This is a genomic window from Pseudomonas sp. MDV22-iso1, assembly GCF_058145095.1.
Window position 1 is genome coordinate 19,887 of record NZ_JBYVMF010000026.1, and the last position, 16,608, is coordinate 36,494.

Annotated in this window: 19 protein-coding genes; 11 read left to right on the plus strand and 8 right to left on the minus strand. The window is 59.0% G+C overall.

Features of this window, described 5'->3' with window-relative positions; all coding sequences use genetic code 11:
* Nucleotides 1-156: 156 nt before the first annotated feature.
* Nucleotides 157-720: a helix-turn-helix domain-containing protein gene (locus AC3ZVB_RS23995; RefSeq protein WP_490147887.1), complete on the minus strand. Its 564-nt coding sequence runs from the start codon at nt 718-720 to the stop codon at nt 157-159.
* Here AC3ZVB_RS23995 and AC3ZVB_RS24000 point away from each other — a divergent pair.
* The 7 genes from AC3ZVB_RS24000 to AC3ZVB_RS24030 all read left to right on the plus strand — a co-directional run bounded on the left by AC3ZVB_RS24000 (nt 715) and on the right by AC3ZVB_RS24030 (nt 8,068).
* Nucleotides 715-1,740 carry a DMT family transporter gene (locus AC3ZVB_RS24000; protein WP_490147888.1) on the plus strand — a complete coding sequence of 342 codons (1,026 nt, stop codon included), beginning with the start codon at nt 715-717 and terminating at the stop codon, nt 1,738-1,740. The two genes, AC3ZVB_RS23995 and AC3ZVB_RS24000, sit on opposite strands and share 6 nt — an antisense overlap.
* Before the next feature lie 267 nt (nt 1,741-2,007).
* Nucleotides 2,008-4,926: a monovalent cation/H+ antiporter subunit A gene (locus AC3ZVB_RS24005; RefSeq protein ID WP_490147889.1), complete on the plus strand. Its 2,919-nt coding sequence runs from the start codon at nt 2,008-2,010 to the stop codon at nt 4,924-4,926.
* Nucleotides 4,926-5,270 carry a Na+/H+ antiporter subunit C gene (locus tag AC3ZVB_RS24010; RefSeq protein WP_003192163.1) on the plus strand — a complete coding sequence of 115 codons (345 nt, stop codon included), beginning with the start codon at nt 4,926-4,928 and terminating at the stop codon, nt 5,268-5,270. The genes AC3ZVB_RS24005 and AC3ZVB_RS24010 overlap by 1 nt, the downstream gene beginning before the upstream one ends.
* A complete protein-coding gene (locus tag AC3ZVB_RS24015; RefSeq protein ID WP_490147890.1) occupies nt 5,267-6,952 on the plus strand; it encodes a monovalent cation/H+ antiporter subunit D in 1,686 nt (561 codons plus the stop codon). The genes AC3ZVB_RS24010 and AC3ZVB_RS24015 overlap by 4 nt, the downstream gene beginning before the upstream one ends.
* Entirely contained in the window at nt 6,949-7,437 is a 489-nt protein-coding gene (locus AC3ZVB_RS24020) for a Na+/H+ antiporter subunit E (RefSeq protein ID WP_490147891.1), read from the plus strand. Before AC3ZVB_RS24015 ends, AC3ZVB_RS24020 begins: the two co-directional genes overlap by 4 nt.
* Complete coding sequence (locus AC3ZVB_RS24025; RefSeq protein ID WP_162439201.1) at nt 7,434-7,712, plus strand: K+/H+ antiporter subunit F; 279 nt, start codon at nt 7,434-7,436, stop codon at nt 7,710-7,712. Before AC3ZVB_RS24020 ends, AC3ZVB_RS24025 begins: the two co-directional genes overlap by 4 nt.
* Nucleotides 7,709-8,068: a Na+/H+ antiporter subunit G gene (locus AC3ZVB_RS24030; protein ID WP_162439200.1), complete on the plus strand. Its 360-nt coding sequence runs from the start codon at nt 7,709-7,711 to the stop codon at nt 8,066-8,068. The genes AC3ZVB_RS24025 and AC3ZVB_RS24030 overlap by 4 nt, the downstream gene beginning before the upstream one ends.
* A gap of 149 nt (nt 8,069-8,217) precedes the next feature.
* Here AC3ZVB_RS24030 and AC3ZVB_RS24035 read toward each other — a convergent pair whose 3' ends face one another.
* The 3 genes from AC3ZVB_RS24035 to AC3ZVB_RS24045 form a co-directional block, all read right to left on the minus strand.
* Complete coding sequence (locus AC3ZVB_RS24035; protein ID WP_490147892.1) at nt 8,218-8,655, minus strand: DUF3995 domain-containing protein; 438 nt, start codon at nt 8,653-8,655, stop codon at nt 8,218-8,220.
* 73 nt (nt 8,656-8,728) lie between these two features.
* Nucleotides 8,729-9,745, minus strand: coding sequence for an ABC transporter substrate-binding protein (locus AC3ZVB_RS24040; protein WP_490147893.1), 1,017 nt, complete (start codon nt 9,743-9,745; stop codon nt 8,729-8,731).
* Nucleotides 9,746-9,896: 151 nt separating this feature from the next.
* On the minus strand, nt 9,897-10,367 hold the full coding sequence (locus tag AC3ZVB_RS24045; RefSeq protein ID WP_162439196.1) for a hypothetical protein: 471 nt from the start codon (nt 10,365-10,367) through the stop codon (nt 9,897-9,899).
* 441 nt (nt 10,368-10,808) lie between these two features.
* On the opposite strand from AC3ZVB_RS24045, the gene AC3ZVB_RS24050 reads away from it, so the two are divergent.
* The 3 genes from AC3ZVB_RS24050 (at nt 10,809) to AC3ZVB_RS24060 (ending at nt 11,753) form a co-directional block, all read left to right on the plus strand.
* The gene (locus tag AC3ZVB_RS24050; protein WP_235992892.1) at nt 10,809-10,997 is read left to right on the plus strand and encodes a hypothetical protein; all 189 of its coding nucleotides are present in this window, start codon (nt 10,809-10,811) and stop codon (nt 10,995-10,997) included.
* A gap of 156 nt (nt 10,998-11,153) precedes the next feature.
* Nucleotides 11,154-11,384 (plus strand): hypothetical protein, encoded by a 231-nt coding sequence (locus tag AC3ZVB_RS24055; protein ID WP_162439195.1) that lies wholly within the window; start codon nt 11,154-11,156, stop codon nt 11,382-11,384.
* Nucleotides 11,385-11,513: 129 nt separating this feature from the next.
* Nucleotides 11,514-11,753, plus strand: coding sequence for a DUF2789 domain-containing protein (locus tag AC3ZVB_RS24060; protein ID WP_162439194.1), 240 nt, complete (start codon nt 11,514-11,516; stop codon nt 11,751-11,753).
* Nucleotides 11,754-11,760: 7 nt separating this feature from the next.
* On the opposite strand, the gene AC3ZVB_RS24065 is transcribed toward AC3ZVB_RS24060, so the two are convergent.
* The 3 genes from AC3ZVB_RS24065 to AC3ZVB_RS24075 form a co-directional block, all read right to left on the minus strand.
* The gene (locus AC3ZVB_RS24065; RefSeq protein WP_162439193.1) at nt 11,761-11,964 is read right to left on the minus strand and encodes a hypothetical protein; all 204 of its coding nucleotides are present in this window, start codon (nt 11,962-11,964) and stop codon (nt 11,761-11,763) included.
* A 120-nt stretch (nt 11,965-12,084) separates the two neighbouring features.
* A complete protein-coding gene (locus AC3ZVB_RS24070; RefSeq protein WP_490147894.1) occupies nt 12,085-13,689 on the minus strand; it encodes a methyl-accepting chemotaxis protein in 1,605 nt (534 codons plus the stop codon).
* 195 nt (nt 13,690-13,884) lie between these two features.
* Nucleotides 13,885-14,289, minus strand: coding sequence for a TraR/DksA family transcriptional regulator (locus AC3ZVB_RS24075; protein WP_007907888.1), 405 nt, complete (start codon nt 14,287-14,289; stop codon nt 13,885-13,887).
* Between the two features lie 375 nt (nt 14,290-14,664).
* Between AC3ZVB_RS24075 and AC3ZVB_RS24080 the strand changes: the two genes are divergently transcribed.
* The gene (locus tag AC3ZVB_RS24080) at nt 14,665-15,276 is read left to right on the plus strand and encodes a glutathione S-transferase (RefSeq protein WP_490147895.1); all 612 of its coding nucleotides are present in this window, start codon (nt 14,665-14,667) and stop codon (nt 15,274-15,276) included.
* A 175-nt stretch (nt 15,277-15,451) separates the two neighbouring features.
* Here AC3ZVB_RS24080 and AC3ZVB_RS24085 read toward each other — a convergent pair whose 3' ends face one another.
* Nucleotides 15,452-16,384, minus strand: coding sequence for a hypothetical protein (locus AC3ZVB_RS24085; RefSeq protein ID WP_162439190.1), 933 nt, complete (start codon nt 16,382-16,384; stop codon nt 15,452-15,454).
* Between the last annotated feature and the right edge of the window lie 224 nt (nt 16,385-16,608).

The window sequence follows — 16,608 nt, forward strand, 5'->3', positions numbered from 1 at the left end:
GGCGCTCCGAAAACGGTGGGAATCAATACCCAGAGCGTTTGCAGGAGTCATGTTTAAACTGTAATCCGTTATATATCAGCAGCTTATAGAACAATTCGAGAAAGACATGGAGCTTTAGAAAAGCAAAGTGTCTATTCAATGTTGCCGGGCAGACAGTCAGATCACCACGTTGCGCACAAACCTCGCGGCCACTGCCCCCTCATTTCGATACGAGTGAGGCTGGTTGCTGGCGAACATGTGGAACTCACCGGCAGCGATCGCATGGGGTGTCTCGCCCAGCATCAAAGTCAGACAGCCTTCAAAGACAAAGATCTGCTCGCTCCAGCCATCGGCATCCGGCAATGAGGGGTAAATTTCCCCCGGTTGGAGGCACCACTCCCACTGTTCGACTTCACGGGTGGCGGTGGCTTTGGACAGCAGAACCGCTTTACTGCCCGGAATGGTTCCAGCCCAGGCCACTTCATTGATACGGCTCGGATCACGTGCATCGGGCGCCTGGATCAGATCGCTGAACGCCACATCCAGCGCTTCGGCAACGCGATCAAGGGTGGTCAGGCTGACATTCTTTTCGCCCGCCTCGATCGCTACCAGCATCCGTCGACTGACACCCGACTTTTCCGCCAGGGCGGTCTGGCTCATGTCGGCTGCATGGCGCAAGCGTCGAACGTTCTGACTGACGTGCTGGAGGACCGAAGCCCGTGGCGTGGAATCTTTGTGCACTATATTGCTCACTTAGTGGGGTTGGGCAGTATACTGCGCAACATTCGACGCATTGTGCGTCTCCCTCAGGTAGCGCGCAAGGTCATGACGTCGGTGAACTCCTCTCACACTTCTCCCCGTTTCTCACGATTCAGCAAAGCCGAATGCGTGCTGGTGGTGATCACCATGATCTGGGGCGGCACCTTTTTGCTGGTGCAACATGCCATGACCGTCAGTGGGCCAATGTTTTTCGTTGGCCTGCGCTTTGCGGCGGCAGCCATCATTGTTGCGCTGTTCTCCTGGCGTCACCTGCGCGACCTGACGTTGTTCGAACTCAAGGCCGGGGCGTTTATCGGTGTGGCGATCATGCTCGGTTATGGCTTGCAGACTGTCGGCTTGCAGAGCATTCCGAGCAGTCAATCGGCATTTATTACCGCGCTGTACGTGCCCTTCGTGCCGCTGCTGCAATGGCTGGTGCTGGGACGGCGTCCCGGGTTGATGCCGAGCATCGGGATCATGCTGGCGTTTGCCGGGTTGATGCTGTTATCAGGGCCTGCCGGCGCTTCTTTCAACTTCAGTCCCGGTGAAATCGCAACATTGATCAGTGCCGTGGCGATTGCCGCCGAGATCATTTTGATCAGCACCTATGCAGGCCAGGTCGATGTGCGTCGCGTGACCGTGGTGCAATTGGCAGTCACTTCCGTGCTGGCGCTCTTGATGGTGGTGCCGACCCAGGAGCGGATACCGGACTTCTCCTGGTTGCTGCTTTGCAGCGCTCTGGGCCTGGGCGCGGCCAGTGCAGCGATTCAGGTCGCCATGAACTGGGCGCAGAAAAGTGTTTCGCCGACCCGGGCGACATTGATCTATGCCGGAGAGCCGGTGTGGGCCGGGATTGTCGGTCGGATCGCCGGGGAGCGGTTGCCGGCGATTGCCTTGGTGGGCGCCGGATTGATTGTGGCGGCGGTGATCGTGAGCGAGCTGAAGACCAAGGGAAAAGGTGTGGCTGTCGAGGAAGCGCTGGAGCGGGAAACGGAAGGTTGAGCGTGAGGATTGAGTCGCTGGGCAGATTGCTTTCGTGAGCAGGCTCGCTCCTACAGGGGAAATGCGCAGGACTTTCGTGTTCACCGTCTTTAGAAAGTGGGCGTGAGCCTGCTCGCGATGGGGCCGCAGCGGTTGATACCTGGTTGCTGAAACAATGTTAAACAGGCTTTTTCCGTCTACGGTGTAGGATTCTGCCACAGGTTGGAGTTTGGCGATCCGGGGGCTGGCACGTATGATGCTTCACAAACTTCCGCAGATTAGAAGCCTATGTCCCTGATAGTTCTACTGCTTCTGCCTTTCATAGGCAGCTGTCTGGCAGCCGTGCTGCCGCACAACGCGCGTAACGCCGAATCATTGCTCGCTGGTCTCGTTGCCCTGATAGGCACCGTCCAGGTCGCACTCCTGTACCCGCAGATCGCCCATGGCGGGGTGATTCGCGAAGAATTCTTCTGGCTGCCCAGCCTGGGCCTGAACTTCGTCCTGCGCATGGATGGTTTCGCCTGGCTGTTCTCGATGCTGGTGTTGGGCATCGGCACGCTGGTTTCGCTGTATGCACGCTATTACATGTCACCCGACGATCCAGTGCCGCGATTCTTCGCGTTCTTTCTCGCGTTCATGGGCGCCATGCTCGGGCTGGTCATCTCCGGCAACCTGATCCAGATCGTGTTCTTCTGGGAATTGACCAGCCTGTTTTCCTTTCTGCTGATCGGCTACTGGCACCACCGCTCCGACGCGCGACGCGGCGCTTACATGGCGCTGATGGTCACGGGCGCAGGGGGATTATGCCTGCTGGCGGGGGTAATACTGCTCGGCCATGTGGTGGGCAGCTATGACCTGGACAAGGTCCTGGCCGCCGGCGATCTGATTCGCGCACACGCCCTCTACCCTATTCTGCTTCCTCTCATTCTCATCGGCGCCTTGAGCAAAAGCGCGCAATTCCCCTTCCATTTCTGGCTGCCACACGCAATGGCAGCACCGACGCCAGTCTCGGCGTACCTGCACTCGGCAACGATGGTCAAGGCCGGGGTGTTCCTGCTGGCGCGACTCTGGCCATCCTTGTCCGGCAGTGAAGAATGGTTCTACATCGTCAGCGGCGCCGGCGCCTGTACCTTGTTGCTCGGCGCGTACTGCGCGATGTTCCAGAACGACCTCAAGGGACTGCTCGCCTACTCGACCATCAGCCATCTCGGGCTGATCACCCTGCTGCTGGGCCTGAACAGTCCGCTGGCCGCCGTGGCCGCCGTGTTCCACATCCTCAACCACGCCACGTTCAAAGCCTCGCTGTTCATGGCTGCCGGTATCATCGACCACGAGAGCGGCACCCGGGACATTCGCAAGCTCAGTGGCTTGATCAAACTGATCCCCTACACCGCCACCCTGGCCATGGTCGCCAGCGCCTCGATGGCCGGCGTACCGTTGCTCAACGGCTTCCTCTCCAAAGAGATGTTCTTCGCCGAAACGGTATTCATCAACGCCACCGCCTGGGTCGAGATGACCTTGCCGATCGTTGCGACCATCGCCGGTACGTTCAGCGTTGCTTACTCCCTTCGCTTTACCGCCGATGTATTTTTCGGCCCGACCGCCACTGACCTGCCGCACACCCCTCATGAGCCACCACGCTGGATGCGCGCGCCCGTCGAGTTGCTGGTGTTCGCGTGCCTGGTGGTGGGGATTTTCCCGGCGCAGGTGGTCGGCCCGATCCTGGCGGCTGCCGCGCTGCCCGTGGTCGGTGGCACGCTGCCGGAATACAGCCTGGCGATCTGGCACGGCTGGAACGCACCAATGATCATGAGCCTGATCGCCATGACCGGCGGCATCGTGCTCTATTTGCTGCTGCGCAATCAGCTCAAGCGCGGACGCTTCAAGTATCCGCCGATCATTGGCCGGTTCAACGGCAAGCGCCTGTTCGAACGCTGCCTGGTGATCATGATGCGCCTGGGTCGTCGTCTTGAACGGCGGATCAGCACCAAGCGCCTGCAAACCCAGCTGTTCCTCGTGGTCCTTGCGGCAGTGCTGGCCGGGTTGATACCCATGCTGCACAGCAGCCTAAGTTGGGGCGACCGCCCGAAGATCCCGGGTTCGATCGTGTTCGTGACCCTCTGGCTCCTGGCGATCGCCTGCGCGTTGGGCGCGGCATGGCAAGCCAAGTATCACCGGCTCGCGGCCCTGACCATGGTCAGCGTCTGCGGCCTGATGACGTGCGTGACCTTCGTCTGGTTCTCGGCGCCGGACCTGGCGCTGACTCAACTGGCGGTCGAAGTCGTCACCACAGTGCTGATCCTGTTGGGCCTGCGCTGGTTGCCGCGACGCATCGAAGAGGTCGCGCCGTTGCCGAGCACCCTGCGCAAGGCGCGCATCCGTCGCTTGCGTGACTTGCTGTTGTCGACCGCGGTCGGTGGTGGGATGGCGCTGTTGTCCTACGCCATGCTGACGCGGCAGACCCCCAACGTCATTTCCTCGTTTTACCTCAGCCGCGCCCTGCCTGAAGGTGGTGGCAGCAACGTGGTCAACGTGATGCTGGTGGACTTCCGGGGCTTCGATACTCTCGGTGAAATTACCGTGCTGGCCGCCGTGGCCCTGACCGTGTTCGCCCTGCTGCGCCGCTTCCGCCCACCGAAAGAGAGCCTGCAGTTGCCGGCCCAGCAACGTTTGCTGGCTCCGGACGTGGTCACTGACCTGGTCAACCCGCGTCACGCCAGCGATACCGCCCTGGGCTTCATGATGGTGCCGGCAGTGCTGGTGCGGCTGCTGTTGCCCATCGCGTTTGTGGTGTCGATCTACCTGTTCATGCGCGGCCACAATCAGCCGGGGGGCGGGTTTGTCGCCGGACTGGTCATGTCGGTAGCGTTCATCCTGCAGTACCTGGTTGCCGGCACGCAGTGGGTCGAAGCGCAGATGAGCCTGCGGCCGTTGCGCTGGATGGGCACCGGGCTCCTGTTTGCCACGGTCACTGGCCTTGGCGCACTAACCGTCGGGTACCCGTTCCTGACCACCCACACCTGGCATTTCTCTCTGCCGGTGTTTGGCGACATCCACATCGCCAGCGCCCTGTTCTTCGATATTGGCGTGTACTCCGTGGTCGTGGGTTCGACATTGCTGATCCTGACCGCCCTCGCCCACCAATCGGTCCGCGGACACAAAACCGCGGCCTTGCCAAAATCCGTCGCCAGCAAAGGAGCCGTCTGATGGAAGAAGTCATCGCAATCGCCATCGGCGTCCTCGCGGCGTCCGGTGTCTGGCTGATACTGCGGCCGCGAACGTTCCAGGTGGTCATGGGCTTGTGCCTGCTGTCCTATGGCGTCAACCTGTTCATCTTCAGCATGGGCAGCCTGTTCATCGGCAAGGAACCGATCATCAAGGACGGCGTACCGCAAGACCTGTTGAACTACACCGACCCGCTGCCCCAGGCACTGGTGTTGACCGCCATTGTCATCAGCTTCGCCATGACCGCGCTGTTTCTCGTTGTGCTGCTGGCCTCTCGGGGTCTGACCGGCACCGACCATGTGGACGGCCGGGAGCCTAAAGAATGACGCTGATGCCGCACCTGATCGCTGCACCTATTCTGCTGCCGCTGCTGACTGCCGCCGTGATGCTGATGCTGGGCGAGAAGCACCGCCCGCTGAAAGCCAGGATCAACCTGTTCTCCAGCCTCGTAGGCCTGGGCATCGCCGTGCTGCTGCTGCAATGGACCCAGGAGACCGGTGTTCCCGGCTCGATCGGCGTGTACCTGCCAGGCAACTGGCAGGCCCCGTTCGGTATCGTGCTGGTGGTTGATCGACTCTCGGCCCTGATGCTGGTGCTGACCGGAATCATCGGCGTCAGCGCCCTGCTCTTTGCCATGGCACGATGGGACGGGGCCGGTTCGAGCTTCCACGCGCTGTTCCAGATTCAGATGATGGGCCTCTACGGCGCGTTCCTGACCGCCGACCTGTTCAACCTGTTCGTGTTCTTTGAAGTGCTGCTGGCGGCATCGTACGGGCTGATGCTCCACGGCTCGGGCCGTGCACGGGTGTCGGCGGGCCTGCATTACGTCTCGATCAACCTGCTGGCCTCGTCGTTGTTCCTGATTGGCGCGGCGCTGATCTATGGCGTCACCGGAACGCTCAACATGGCTGACCTTGCGTTGAAAATCCCGCTGGTGCCGGAAGCCGATCGCGGCCTGTTGCATGCCGGCGCGGCGATTCTGGCGGTGGCCTTCCTGGCCAAAGCCGGGATGTGGCCGCTGAATTTCTGGCTGGTGCCGGCGTACAGCGCGGCGAGTGCCCCCGTGGCGGCGATGTTCGCGATCATGACCAAAGTCGGCGTCTATACCTTGCTGCGCCTGTGGACCCTGCTGTTCTCCGGCCAGGCGGGCGCGTCGGCGTACTTTGGCGGTGACTGGCTGATCTACGGCGGTATGGCAACCATCGTCTGTGCGGCGGTGGCCATCCTTGCGGCGCAACGTCTGGAACGTCTGGCCAGCCTGAGCATTCTGGTGTCGGCGGGGATTCTGCTGGCGGCCATCGGCTTCGCCCAGCCCAACCTGATCGGCGCTGCATTGTTCTATCTGGTCAGCTCAACCTTGGCCTTGAGTGCACTGTTCCTGCTGGCCGAACTCATCGAGCGTTCGCGTTCGGCCAATGATATGCCGCTGTTCGACGACGGCGACCTGCTGCCTCGGCCGATGGAATCCCTACAGCCCCCCAAAGGCATCAACCTCGACGATGAGCAAAAAGCGGTTGTCGGCCAAGTGATTCCCTGGACCATGGCGTTCCTGGGGTTGAGCTTTATCGCCTGCTCCCTGCTGATCATCGGCATGCCGCCGCTGTCCGGTTTCATCGGCAAGCTCGGCTTGCTACACGCCCTGCTCAACCCGCTGGGGCTGGGTACCGGCGCCGATGAGCCGGTCTCGAACGTTGCGTGGGGCTTGCTCGCGCTGCTGATCATCTCGGGGCTGGCCTCGTTGATTGCTTTCTCACGCCTGGGCATCCAGCGTTTCTGGACACCTGAAGAACGACCGTCGCCTTTGCTGCGCCGTCTGGAGTGCGTACCGATCATTGCGCTGTTGGGTCTGAGCATTGCACTGACCTTCAAGGCCGAGCCCCTGATGCGCTATACCCAGGACGCCGCTGCGGCCCTGAACAATCCGCAGCAATACGTCATGGCGGTGCTCGGTACCCGCGCCGTTCCCAGCCCCGAGGCAAAAGCCGTGATCGTGGAGGTGCAACCATGAAGCGTCTGTTTCCTGCACCGTGGCTATCGCTGGCGCTGTGGGTGTTGTGGTTGGTGCTGAACCTGTCGATGAGTCCCGGCAACTTGCTGTTGGGCGCGATACTCGGCTTCTGCGCGCCCCTGATGATGCGCAAGCTGCGGCCACTGCCGATTCGCATTCGTCGACCGGGCGTCATCCTCCGTTTGCTGCTGGTGGTCGGGCGTGACGTCGTGCTGTCCAACCTCGCCGTGGCCTGGGGCGTGCTCAACGCCGGTCGCCGTCCGCCGCGTTCGCACTTCATCAAGGTGCCGATGGACTTGCGCGATGCCAACGGCCTGGCCGCACTGTCCATGATCACCACGGTCGAACCAGGCACGGTCTGGTCGGAGCTGGCGCTGGACCGCAGCATCCTGCTGCTGCACGTGTTCGATCTGGAGGACGAGGCGTTGTTCATCGAGCATTTCAAGGCGACCTACGAGCGCCCCCTGATGGAGATCTTCGAATGAGCCCCTTGCTGTCGAATGCCATCCTGCTGAGCCTGTTCATTTTCTCGGTCGCGATGGTCCTGACCCTGATCCGCCTGTTCAAGGGGCCATCGGCACAGGACCGCGTACTCGCGCTGGATTACCTGTACATCCTGGCGATGTTGATGATGCTCACGCTGGGGATTCGTTATGCCAGTGACACCTACTTCGAAGCGGCGCTGCTGATTGCGCTGTTCGGATTTGTGGGCTCGTTTGCCCTGGCTAAATTCCTGCTGCGTGGCGAGGTGATTGAATGAGCGCGCAACTGTCTTTGTGGGTTGAAGTGCCGGTGGCGATCCTGTTGGTGCTCAGCAGTCTCTTTGCGTTGATCGGCGGCATCGGGCTGTTGCGCATGAAAGATTATTTTCAACGCATGCACCCGCCTGCGCTCGCGTCGACACTGGGGGCCTGGTGCGTGGCCCTGGCGTCCATCATTTACTTCTCGGCGCTCAAGTCCGGACCGGTGCTGCACGCGTGGCTGATTCCGATCCTGCTGGCGATTACCGTGCCGGTCACCACGTTGCTGCTGGCGCGAGCGGCGTTGTTTCGCAAACGCATGGCCGGGGATGATGTGCCGGCTGAGGTGAGCAGCCGACGCAAACCAGAACGGTAGGCGCAAAGCTTGCTCGTGATGGCGTCTCTGGAGCTTGTGCCGGGCTTCATGGCCTTATCGCGGGCAAGCCCGGCGGTCTTCGGTGTCTGGAAGCGCCTGTAGGAGCTGTCGAGTGAAACCAAACTGCGATCTTTTGATCCTGCTTTGAATCAGATCCAGGCCACGGCCAGCAATCCCGCCCCCAGCACCACGCACAAGGGTGAATAAGCCCAGGTATCCAGGCGGGCGAATCGCGAATCCTTGACCTGCTTGAAGAACCCCACCAGATTCGAATCGCCAATCGCCCGGGCAAACATCAACATGGCGATCGCGCTAATGACCCATTGCAGCGACCAGTGATGCACCGCCGGCAGGTACAAGCCGACCCGCAGGCACACCAGCATCGCAATCAGCAGCAACCCCACCGCCACCAGCAAGGTTGTGAAGCCTGAAGGTTTGAACGCCGGCCTGGGTGCCTGGCCGTCCTCCCCGGGCACACGAGGCACCGCGGCCTCGCTTCCCAGTTTGCCTCCCGCCGCCCAATACAGATGTATCAGGCTGATCAACAGGAAGACGGCAGCCATCCATTGCGCAATTATCAGGCTCATAGTCAAACATCCAGCGTGAAATGTCGCCGCAGGATGAACCTCCCCAAACGTTTATGTAAGGGCAGGTTCGAACTCACTTCAAATCGGCCGAGACTTTGTCCGCCACATCCTTGGGCACCCAGGCCTGCCAGACGTCCGGATGCGCCCTCATGAAGGCTTGCGCGGCCTGACGAGGCGCGGTGTGTTTTTCGCTCATTTCGGCCAGCGCCTTGTTCAACGGATCAATCGGAAAATCGACTTTGCTGAAGAACTCGGCAATCTCCGGGTACTGCTTCTGGAACGGTGTGGACACGCCGATGGACAGCTTCGAGGCCAATGAACGCGTCGGTTTCGGATTGGGGTTGTCGGCGTCGGTGAGGGTTTTCCAGGCCTCGGCATCAAACGGTGGCTCTTCCAGTTGAATCAACTTGAAGCGTCCCAACAATGGCGTGGGCGACCAGTAATAAAACAGGATCGGTTTGCCCCGGCGGATCGATGAGCTGATCTCGGCGTCCAAAGCAGCCCCGGAACCACTGCGAAAATTCACATAGCTGTCTTCCAGGCCATACGCCCTCAACTTTTGCTTGTTGACCACTTCGGACGTCCAGCCGATCGGACTGTTGAGGAAGCGGCCTTTGCCTGGTGATTCCGGGTCACTGAAGACGTCTTTGTATTTGGGCAGGTCGCTGACGCTACGCAGACCCGGCGCGGCGGGTTTGATGCCCTTGGCAGGGTCGCCCTTGATCACGTACTCCGGAACCCACCAACCTTCTGTGGCGCCCTTTACCGTATCGCCCAGGCTCACGACCTTGCCTTCAGCCTCGGCCTTGACCCAGACCGGACTGCGCCCCGCCCACTCTTCACCAATGACCTGGATGTCGTTATTGGCCAGTGCAGTTTCCAGAGTGATGGTCGTCCCGGGCAACGTATCGGTCGGCAGCCCGTAACCCTTTTCGACAATGATCCGCAGGATGTCGGTGATCAGGCTGCCGCTTTCCCAGTTCAGGTCCGCAAAGTGGATGGGCGCCTGTGCCGCAAGCCCCGGAACGGGTGAAGCCAACACACTGCAGGTGACCACCGTAGCGGCCAGCAACCGTCGTAGTCCTTTCATGCTTTGCACCTCGTGCTGATCACAGCAATAGCAGGATGGCCGCGCGGAAGACCGCAAGCCTCAAAATACTCAGTCAACTGACTGTAGTAGAGGTTCCTGCTTTCGAGGGGTGTGAATCGATTTTCGGATATTTCCCGCAAACCCGAGGCGGTTACTCGCTGGCCTTGAAGGTTACCAGCTCGCCCTTGCGCCATTTTGCAGCCTTGGCGGTGACGGCCTTGAGGGTCTTGGTCAAGCCTTCCTGCAACTGTTGATGGGCGGCAAACACCATCACCACGCTATGACCTTCCTTGAACACAATGCCGTGCCCGTCAGCGGTGGTCACGAACGCGTAATCGCCCAATCCGTAGACGGTCAGTTTGATTTCGCGAAACTTGATCTCCAGCTTGCCGCCTTCGCGACTGGGTAGCACGGAGGCGCTGAAATGATCGCCGACCTTGAGTTTGAGCCCGGGTTTGTCATCGACGACCAAGGCTTCTTCGGTGTCGATCTCGGCAATGTAAATGCCTTCAGCGTTTTGTTCGGTGATGTAAACGAAACGCGACTGAAACTGTTTAACCAGCTTTGCGCGCAGATCACCCAGCACGAACAAAGCATGCATATCTAGATTACTTACTGCCAAGGAAACATCCCCACATCTGAAATGACGCCGCGCGCGAAAAGAGCGTGCGGAAGAAAAAAAGCGGCCATGCCGAAAGTGAAACCAAACTACCGAATTGAAATCCGGAGACGAGCAGCCTACTGGAAGTTTGCTCGCATCGCTCTGCCTGGCGTTCTTCAACGCCTGAAGGAAAAGGTACTTTCTATCGCCAGACAAAACGGACTATCAACTTTAGGGAAAAATCGCTTTGAAAAAAGCATTTTTCCGACAGATCGCCAGCGAAAAATTGCTTTAGATAATCAACGATCACTCACCAATACGGGTGATTCTAGAGCAGCGATGCTCACCGAGACTACCCATAACGGCGTTCAAACGTCGGCAAAACAACGAAAAGGATTTCACATGTGCACCCTGACACACTTTTTCCATCCTCATGCCCTTAAATTAAACGACTCGCAAGCCATGAAATCCGGGCTTTTCCCACTGGGAGACGCGCATTTCGCGGCCCCCGCCCCCGCTCGTTTTCAGGTCGTTCTGGCCGGTAACGCCTTCTTCCATATCAAGGAAACTTCCACGGGGCACGTAAGAGGTTTCCGTCGTCACCATAACGAAGCCTGCGCGTTGGCCCGCTCCCTGGAGTTGCGCCACTGACAACCCTGGCCCTTGTTCTCGATAGACGTTTCGTCATGCCGACGACTTAACTCAGCCGTCGGCAGGCAACTACTGCCATACTGCCCGACCAAAGAAACTGTCCCCAAGCCGGACGGCGTTCAAAACAACAGAATATTTTCAAGGGAAGGCAGCTACGTGACGGAATTTGATATCGGCGAATTTTTTATCCGGGGCGAAGCCAGAGAAGTCGAGGGTGAATTCCAGGCGGTTATTGTCATGCGAGCCAAACCGCCATTGACGACTGTGACCTATCACCAGGTCGAGAAGGATCGCTGGTTCAAGACATCGGACGTCGCTGATTTCGCCGCCAAAGAAGCAGCCAAAGCCCTCAAGCTTGCCGTTGATGAAGGCGCACTGAAAGCCTGATACCGGGTTTGCAGTCTATGCTTGCTCTGCTTTCGAACAACGCTATCGAACTCCTGGAGTGCGGGCCCCTCAGATGCAATGAGCCGCACTTCAGATCTCGCACTCGGCGCGACCCGCAAGGAGAGAAACATGGATTCACCTACACATGACTTGAAAGGACTGTTCGACCAACTTGGCCTGGACTCCAGCGAAAAGGCCATCGACGATTTCATCGAAAGTCATTCCCCCCTGCCCGAAGACAAGAAACTCATTGATGCCGAGTTCTGGACGCCACAACAGGCAGCCTTCCTGAAAGAACAATTACGCGAAGACGCTGATTGGGCGCGCGTGGTCGATGACCTCAACCTGCGCATGCACCAGATTCACTAGTCCCGGATCAATGCAGGCTGCCAGGATTCCCGACGCTCAATTGCGCCAGCCAGGCAGCCCTGCACTCCTCCGCCTCGTTACGACTGGAGAAGGCTGTCCCGCGGCGTTCACCATTGAGCAGCACCACCCAGCAGACACTCTGCCCCATCGCTCGCAGGCAAGCGGGCACACCGCTGCCAATCATCACCGCCACATCGACTTTGCTTTGCATGCTGACCTCTGAACTTAATTAGCCACCTAACTATGTAGGCATGGTAGTAAGTTCCTGAACGAGGAAACAGCGACGCCGCTGCACAGCTTCATTGCCGAACCGGTAACAATCCGCGGCTCCTCAGTGCGGATTCTCTGGTCTATAGCCCATGCGCAAACCGCCCCAATGCCGTCCTTTGATAACGATCGGCACAGAAAGATCGTGCATGAGCTCGCCGGTATCGCGGGTATAGGTTTGCAACAGAACGGCTTGCTGATGGCTGCCGCAACGGATGCCAGTGCGGTCGGCAAATTTGCGCTTGGTACGGTTCTGCAGCGCATCCACCTGGGCATCCCCCGTCAGCGGCTGGCTGAAGACCTTGTTATGGGTCGGCACATAACCTTGCTGGGTACAGGCGATGGCGAACACCAAGCCTTCATGGCGCGTCAGTAAAGGTTCCTGAATGGCCGGCAACACCTGATCGGTATAGCGATCGAAACGGGTCTGGAATTTGGCCGGTTGAGTGTTCGCGATTGCCTGGTAATGCCGGTCGAACAGGTCGTCCAGGCTGACTCGCCCCTGATCGATATCGGCTTCAAAACACGCCGCAATTTGTGCGGCCCCTTCGCGCGCCAGGTCGTAGATACGCTGGTGATAGTCATCCAGACCGACTTCGGCCAGCCGCTCACTGATGGTTTCTGCCTGCCCTTCCATTTGCACCGCCGCCTGGGCCAGGCGTTGTGTCTGTTGATCGCTGACGGCCAGGTCACTGCGCATTTGCTCGATGGCGTGGAACAGGCTGTCGAGTTGCTCACGGTTGGTGTCAGCGCCTTGAGCGATTTCCCCGACCTGGATTTCTACGCCCGCCGCCAGACGCGCAATGTTGTCCAGGTGCTGCCCCGTCTGTTCGACTTGCTCGACACCTATATCCAGATCGGTGGAAAGTTGGCGAATCTGTTCCACCACCTGCGCGGTGCGCTGCTGGATATCGGCGACCATCTCGCCCACTTCACCCGTCGCCGCAGCCGTGCGCGCTGCCAGGCCACGCACCTCATCGGCGACCACCGCAAAGCCCCGACCGTGTTCGCCGGCTCGCGCGGCTTCGATGGCCGCGTTCAACGCCAACAAATTGGTTTGGCTGGCAATGGATTGAATGACCAGGGTGACTCGCTGAATGTCGTCGCTGCGCAGGCTCAAGGCCTCGATCAGCTCGCGGCTGTTACTGGCGCGTTGGCTGAGCTGGTGCATGCGAGCAATGGACTCGACCAGTTCCGAGCGCCCCGCTGCGCTGCTTTGATGGGCTTCACTGGCGGCGCTGAGGGCGTTGCGGCTCAAGGTCGAGGTGGCTTGTTCGGTGGCGATCATCACTTCGGCATTGCTGACGATTTGCGCCGCCGCGCCAAGCTGCGATTGCAGCCTGTCGGCTAACTGCTTGACCGAAAACGCTACGCCAGCGGCTGACAGCGCGTTGTGACTGGTGGTGTAGGACAGATCGCGAGTCAGTTCGGCAATCGTGCCGTGACTGTCCACCAAGGCGGGTTCTGGAAGGGTTCGCGATCGCAGGCGCGGTAGCCAGATGATCATCACGGCCAGCGGCAAGCCGAGGTAGAGCGGCCAGTTACCTAGCGCGACGCCACACAACAGGAGCATCAGTGCGATGCTTTGCAGGGTCGGCGCCAGCCAGCGGGTTGGGGTCACAGGTACTGGTACGGGCACTTGCCCAACCAGAGATCCGTCTCTTGTCATCTTCGTCACCCTACGACTCTTCTAATTGTATGTGCATTAGACGCCACTAGATCGCCATTATCTATGGTCCCTTAGTCGGAGGCGTTGCAGCAGATCAATAAAAGAGGACGCTTTCTGGCAGACGAAAAAAAGCATCGCGCGCAAGCCTTGCTCTTGATGGAGCCGGGCTTGCCCGCGATGCGGGGCGTTACGAAATCAGGCCTGACGCTGGTGCTTGTCGATCTGTTCGTGACGCTCTTGAGCTTCGATGCAGTACTTGGTGGTCGGGCTGATCAGCAGGCGCTTGAGGCCAATCGCCTCGCCGCTGTCATCACACCAGCCGAAGCTGTCTTCTTTGATGCGTTCCAGAGCCTGTTCCAACTGAGGCAGCATGCGCTGGTCACGATCGATAGCGTTCACCAGCCAGGTGCGCTCTTCTTCAACAGAAGCAGCATCGGCCGGATCGGCTGGAGTGTCCAGGCTCTCGATGGCGATGCGGTTCTGTTCAATGCGCTCATGGGTTTCGACTTTCATGTTCTGCAACAGCTCGGAGAAGAAAGCATGTTGCTCGGCATTCATGTAGTCATCCGCCGGCATGGCCAGCAACTTGTCCTTTGTCATTGATATCTCTATAAAAAAACGTGCATTAAGGCGAATTAGGGAGCGTTCCGCGGGACCTGGTCTGGCCATCGGAAAGGCGCCGTTTATTCCAAGCGCCACCCGGCACTCAATTTACGAGGGGCGGCAGTCTAAGGCCGACTTGAGGCCTCAGCAACTGAAAAGACAGCGAATTCGTCCGACAAAGCCTTGAAAGTGCGCTACGGCAGCCTTTGTGGTGGTTATCGGAGTGCGTTTATAGCAAGAAATTCCATCCAGCGGCTGTATATGGAAGACAAATGGCTGATCGGTATCGGGGATCAGCCTGACATCCATTGCAGCGAATGGAACCTAAGCTAAGGTTGAACATCCGAAATCGTCATCTCAAGGAGAGCCCAAATGAAGCTGATCGGCATGCTGGATTCCCCCTACGTGCGGCGCGTCGCCATTTCTGCCAAGTGCCTTGGCATTCAGCTGGAACATCAGTCGGTTTCCGTGTTCCGCCATTTCGAGCAATTCCAGCAGATCAACCCGGTGGTCAAGGCGCCGACGCTGGTACTGGATAATGGCGACGTACTCATCGACTCGACCCTGATCATCGATTACCTGGAAGCGCTGGCCGGGACCGGCAACAGCCTGATGCCGACCGACATTGATCAACGTGTGCGGTCCTTGCGTTTGATTGGTCTGGCGTTGGCGGCGTGCGAGAAGTCCGTGCAGCTTTATTACGAGCGCACCCTGCGTCCGGTCGAGATTCAATTTGAACCCTGGGTGGAACGGGTTGAAGGGCAACTTGCCGCCGCGTACCTGGCGCTTGAGCGGGAACTGGAAAAACAGTCACTGAAGACCGACGGTTCGATTACCCAGGACGGAATCACCCTGGCGGTGGCCTGGAGTTTCGCCAGGCTTGTGGTTCCTGAACAAGCAGACGCTGCCCAATTTCCACGGATCGCAGCGTATACGGCGTACGCGGAGCAGCTTGAGGAGTTTCTCAATACGCCGATTGAATGAATGCCCTCACCCGAAAAAATCAGGCCCCACAAAAAAGCCGCTTCTACCCGAGGTAGAAGCGGCCGAGGCATCAGCCCCAGTGTTATCAGTGCATGAACAGGGCGATCAGGATAATGATCGGGATCGGTACGCCGAGGAAAAACAACAGTAATGAGCGCATGAGTATTCTCCTGGATTAACGAATAGAGGACGGGGTGGTGACATAAGCATCGGATTCGACATACACCACCGCATCCCGACGACGACCGCCGAAGGTTGCAGCGAAGCTGGCGAAGAACGCGCCGATCAACAGGGCAACGAACATCCACAACGCCGTCATGGCAGCGACTTTGGCTGCGGTATCAGCCGCTTCCTTGGCCGCTTGCTTGGCATCGGCCACGGCTTTCTGGGTGCGGGCATACACTTCGTCGACACGACGCTCAGCGTCGGCCTGGGTCAGGTTGGTCCGTTGGGCAACCAGTTGCGCGAGGTAGGTACGGTCTTCAGCGGCCAGCTGACCGTCGTTCAGGCTGCGCACAAAGATGCGGGTGACGGTGCCACGGGCAGCGTCATCGCTGACGGCGGCAGGACGATCATCACGGAACAGGCTGTCGACGAAGTAGCCATACTGGTCACTGCTGGTGTTATTGGCCGCTGTACCGGCGGCTTGAGTCGCGGCACTGGCGGCACCGCCGACAACATTGGCGCCGGCCTGCACACCCCCACTGACAATGCTGCTGACCGAGCCAACGACCAGTGTGGCCGCAACCAGTGTCGCAACACACCAGGCCAGGAAGCCATGGGCGGTGTCACGGAAGTACACTTCGTCACCGTGCATGTTGGCCCATTTCACCCGCAGACGACCGGCGATGTAGCCACCGAGCCCCGAGGCGATGATTTGGGTAAACGCCAACCAGACGATCGTCGATATGCCAAGGCCCTTGGCGCTGACGCCTTCGTTAGCCCAAGGGGAAACCGCCGAAAAGCCCAGACCGAAACCGAGCAATACCAGGATCAACGACAACGCCGCCGCCGCAGCGGCCCCAGCGAAGATCGCACCCCAGGAAACGCCCGACCGCGCGTTTGATTCTTCTGCGGCAGGATAGAAACCATCCGAGGATCTATTCATTATTATGTCGCTCCAGGCAGGAAAGATGTTGTTACAAGTTGTTGATTGAGTCAGTGCAGTCAGCGTGCCAATGCGGAATTTTTAAAAAGTCTTTATTTTTCATAATCTTAAAAATTTTGAACTTCCAAAAGCCATGCAAATTGCAACGAAACGTCATAACCAGCGGGTTTTATGCATTGCGCCTTTAGATGAAGTTTTATTTAGAAAGACCGGCGCTAATTATT

Excerpts from the sequence above, each read along its gene's own strand:
- AC3ZVB_RS24005 (WP_490147889.1), top strand. The coding sequence starts at position 2,008 with ATGTCCCTGATAGTTCTACTGCTTCTGCCTTTCATAGGCAGCTGTCTG.
- AC3ZVB_RS24010 (WP_003192163.1), top strand. The coding sequence starts at position 4,926 with ATGGAAGAAGTCATCGCAATCGCCATCGGCGTCCTCGCGGCGTCCGGT.
- AC3ZVB_RS24015 (WP_490147890.1), top strand. The coding sequence starts at position 5,267 with ATGACGCTGATGCCGCACCTGATCGCTGCACCTATTCTGCTGCCGCTG.
- AC3ZVB_RS24020 (WP_490147891.1), top strand. The coding sequence starts at position 6,949 with ATGAAGCGTCTGTTTCCTGCACCGTGGCTATCGCTGGCGCTGTGGGTG.
- AC3ZVB_RS24025 (WP_162439201.1), top strand. The coding sequence starts at position 7,434 with ATGAGCCCCTTGCTGTCGAATGCCATCCTGCTGAGCCTGTTCATTTTC.
- AC3ZVB_RS24030 (WP_162439200.1), top strand. The coding sequence starts at position 7,709 with ATGAGCGCGCAACTGTCTTTGTGGGTTGAAGTGCCGGTGGCGATCCTG.
- AC3ZVB_RS24035 (WP_490147892.1), bottom strand. The coding sequence starts at position 8,655 with ATGAGCCTGATAATTGCGCAATGGATGGCTGCCGTCTTCCTGTTGATC.
- AC3ZVB_RS24040 (WP_490147893.1), bottom strand. The coding sequence starts at position 9,745 with ATGAAAGGACTACGACGGTTGCTGGCCGCTACGGTGGTCACCTGCAGT.
- AC3ZVB_RS24050 (WP_235992892.1), top strand. The coding sequence starts at position 10,809 with ATGAAATCCGGGCTTTTCCCACTGGGAGACGCGCATTTCGCGGCCCCC.
- AC3ZVB_RS24060 (WP_162439194.1), top strand. The coding sequence starts at position 11,514 with ATGGATTCACCTACACATGACTTGAAAGGACTGTTCGACCAACTTGGC.
- AC3ZVB_RS24065 (WP_162439193.1), bottom strand. The coding sequence starts at position 11,964 with ATGCAAAGCAAAGTCGATGTGGCGGTGATGATTGGCAGCGGTGTGCCC.
- AC3ZVB_RS24070 (WP_490147894.1), bottom strand. The coding sequence starts at position 13,689 with ATGACAAGAGACGGATCTCTGGTTGGGCAAGTGCCCGTACCAGTACCT.
- AC3ZVB_RS24075 (WP_007907888.1), bottom strand. The coding sequence starts at position 14,289 with ATGACAAAGGACAAGTTGCTGGCCATGCCGGCGGATGACTACATGAAT.
- AC3ZVB_RS24080 (WP_490147895.1), top strand. The coding sequence starts at position 14,665 with ATGAAGCTGATCGGCATGCTGGATTCCCCCTACGTGCGGCGCGTCGCC.
- AC3ZVB_RS24085 (WP_162439190.1), bottom strand. The coding sequence starts at position 16,384 with ATGAATAGATCCTCGGATGGTTTCTATCCTGCCGCAGAAGAATCAAAC.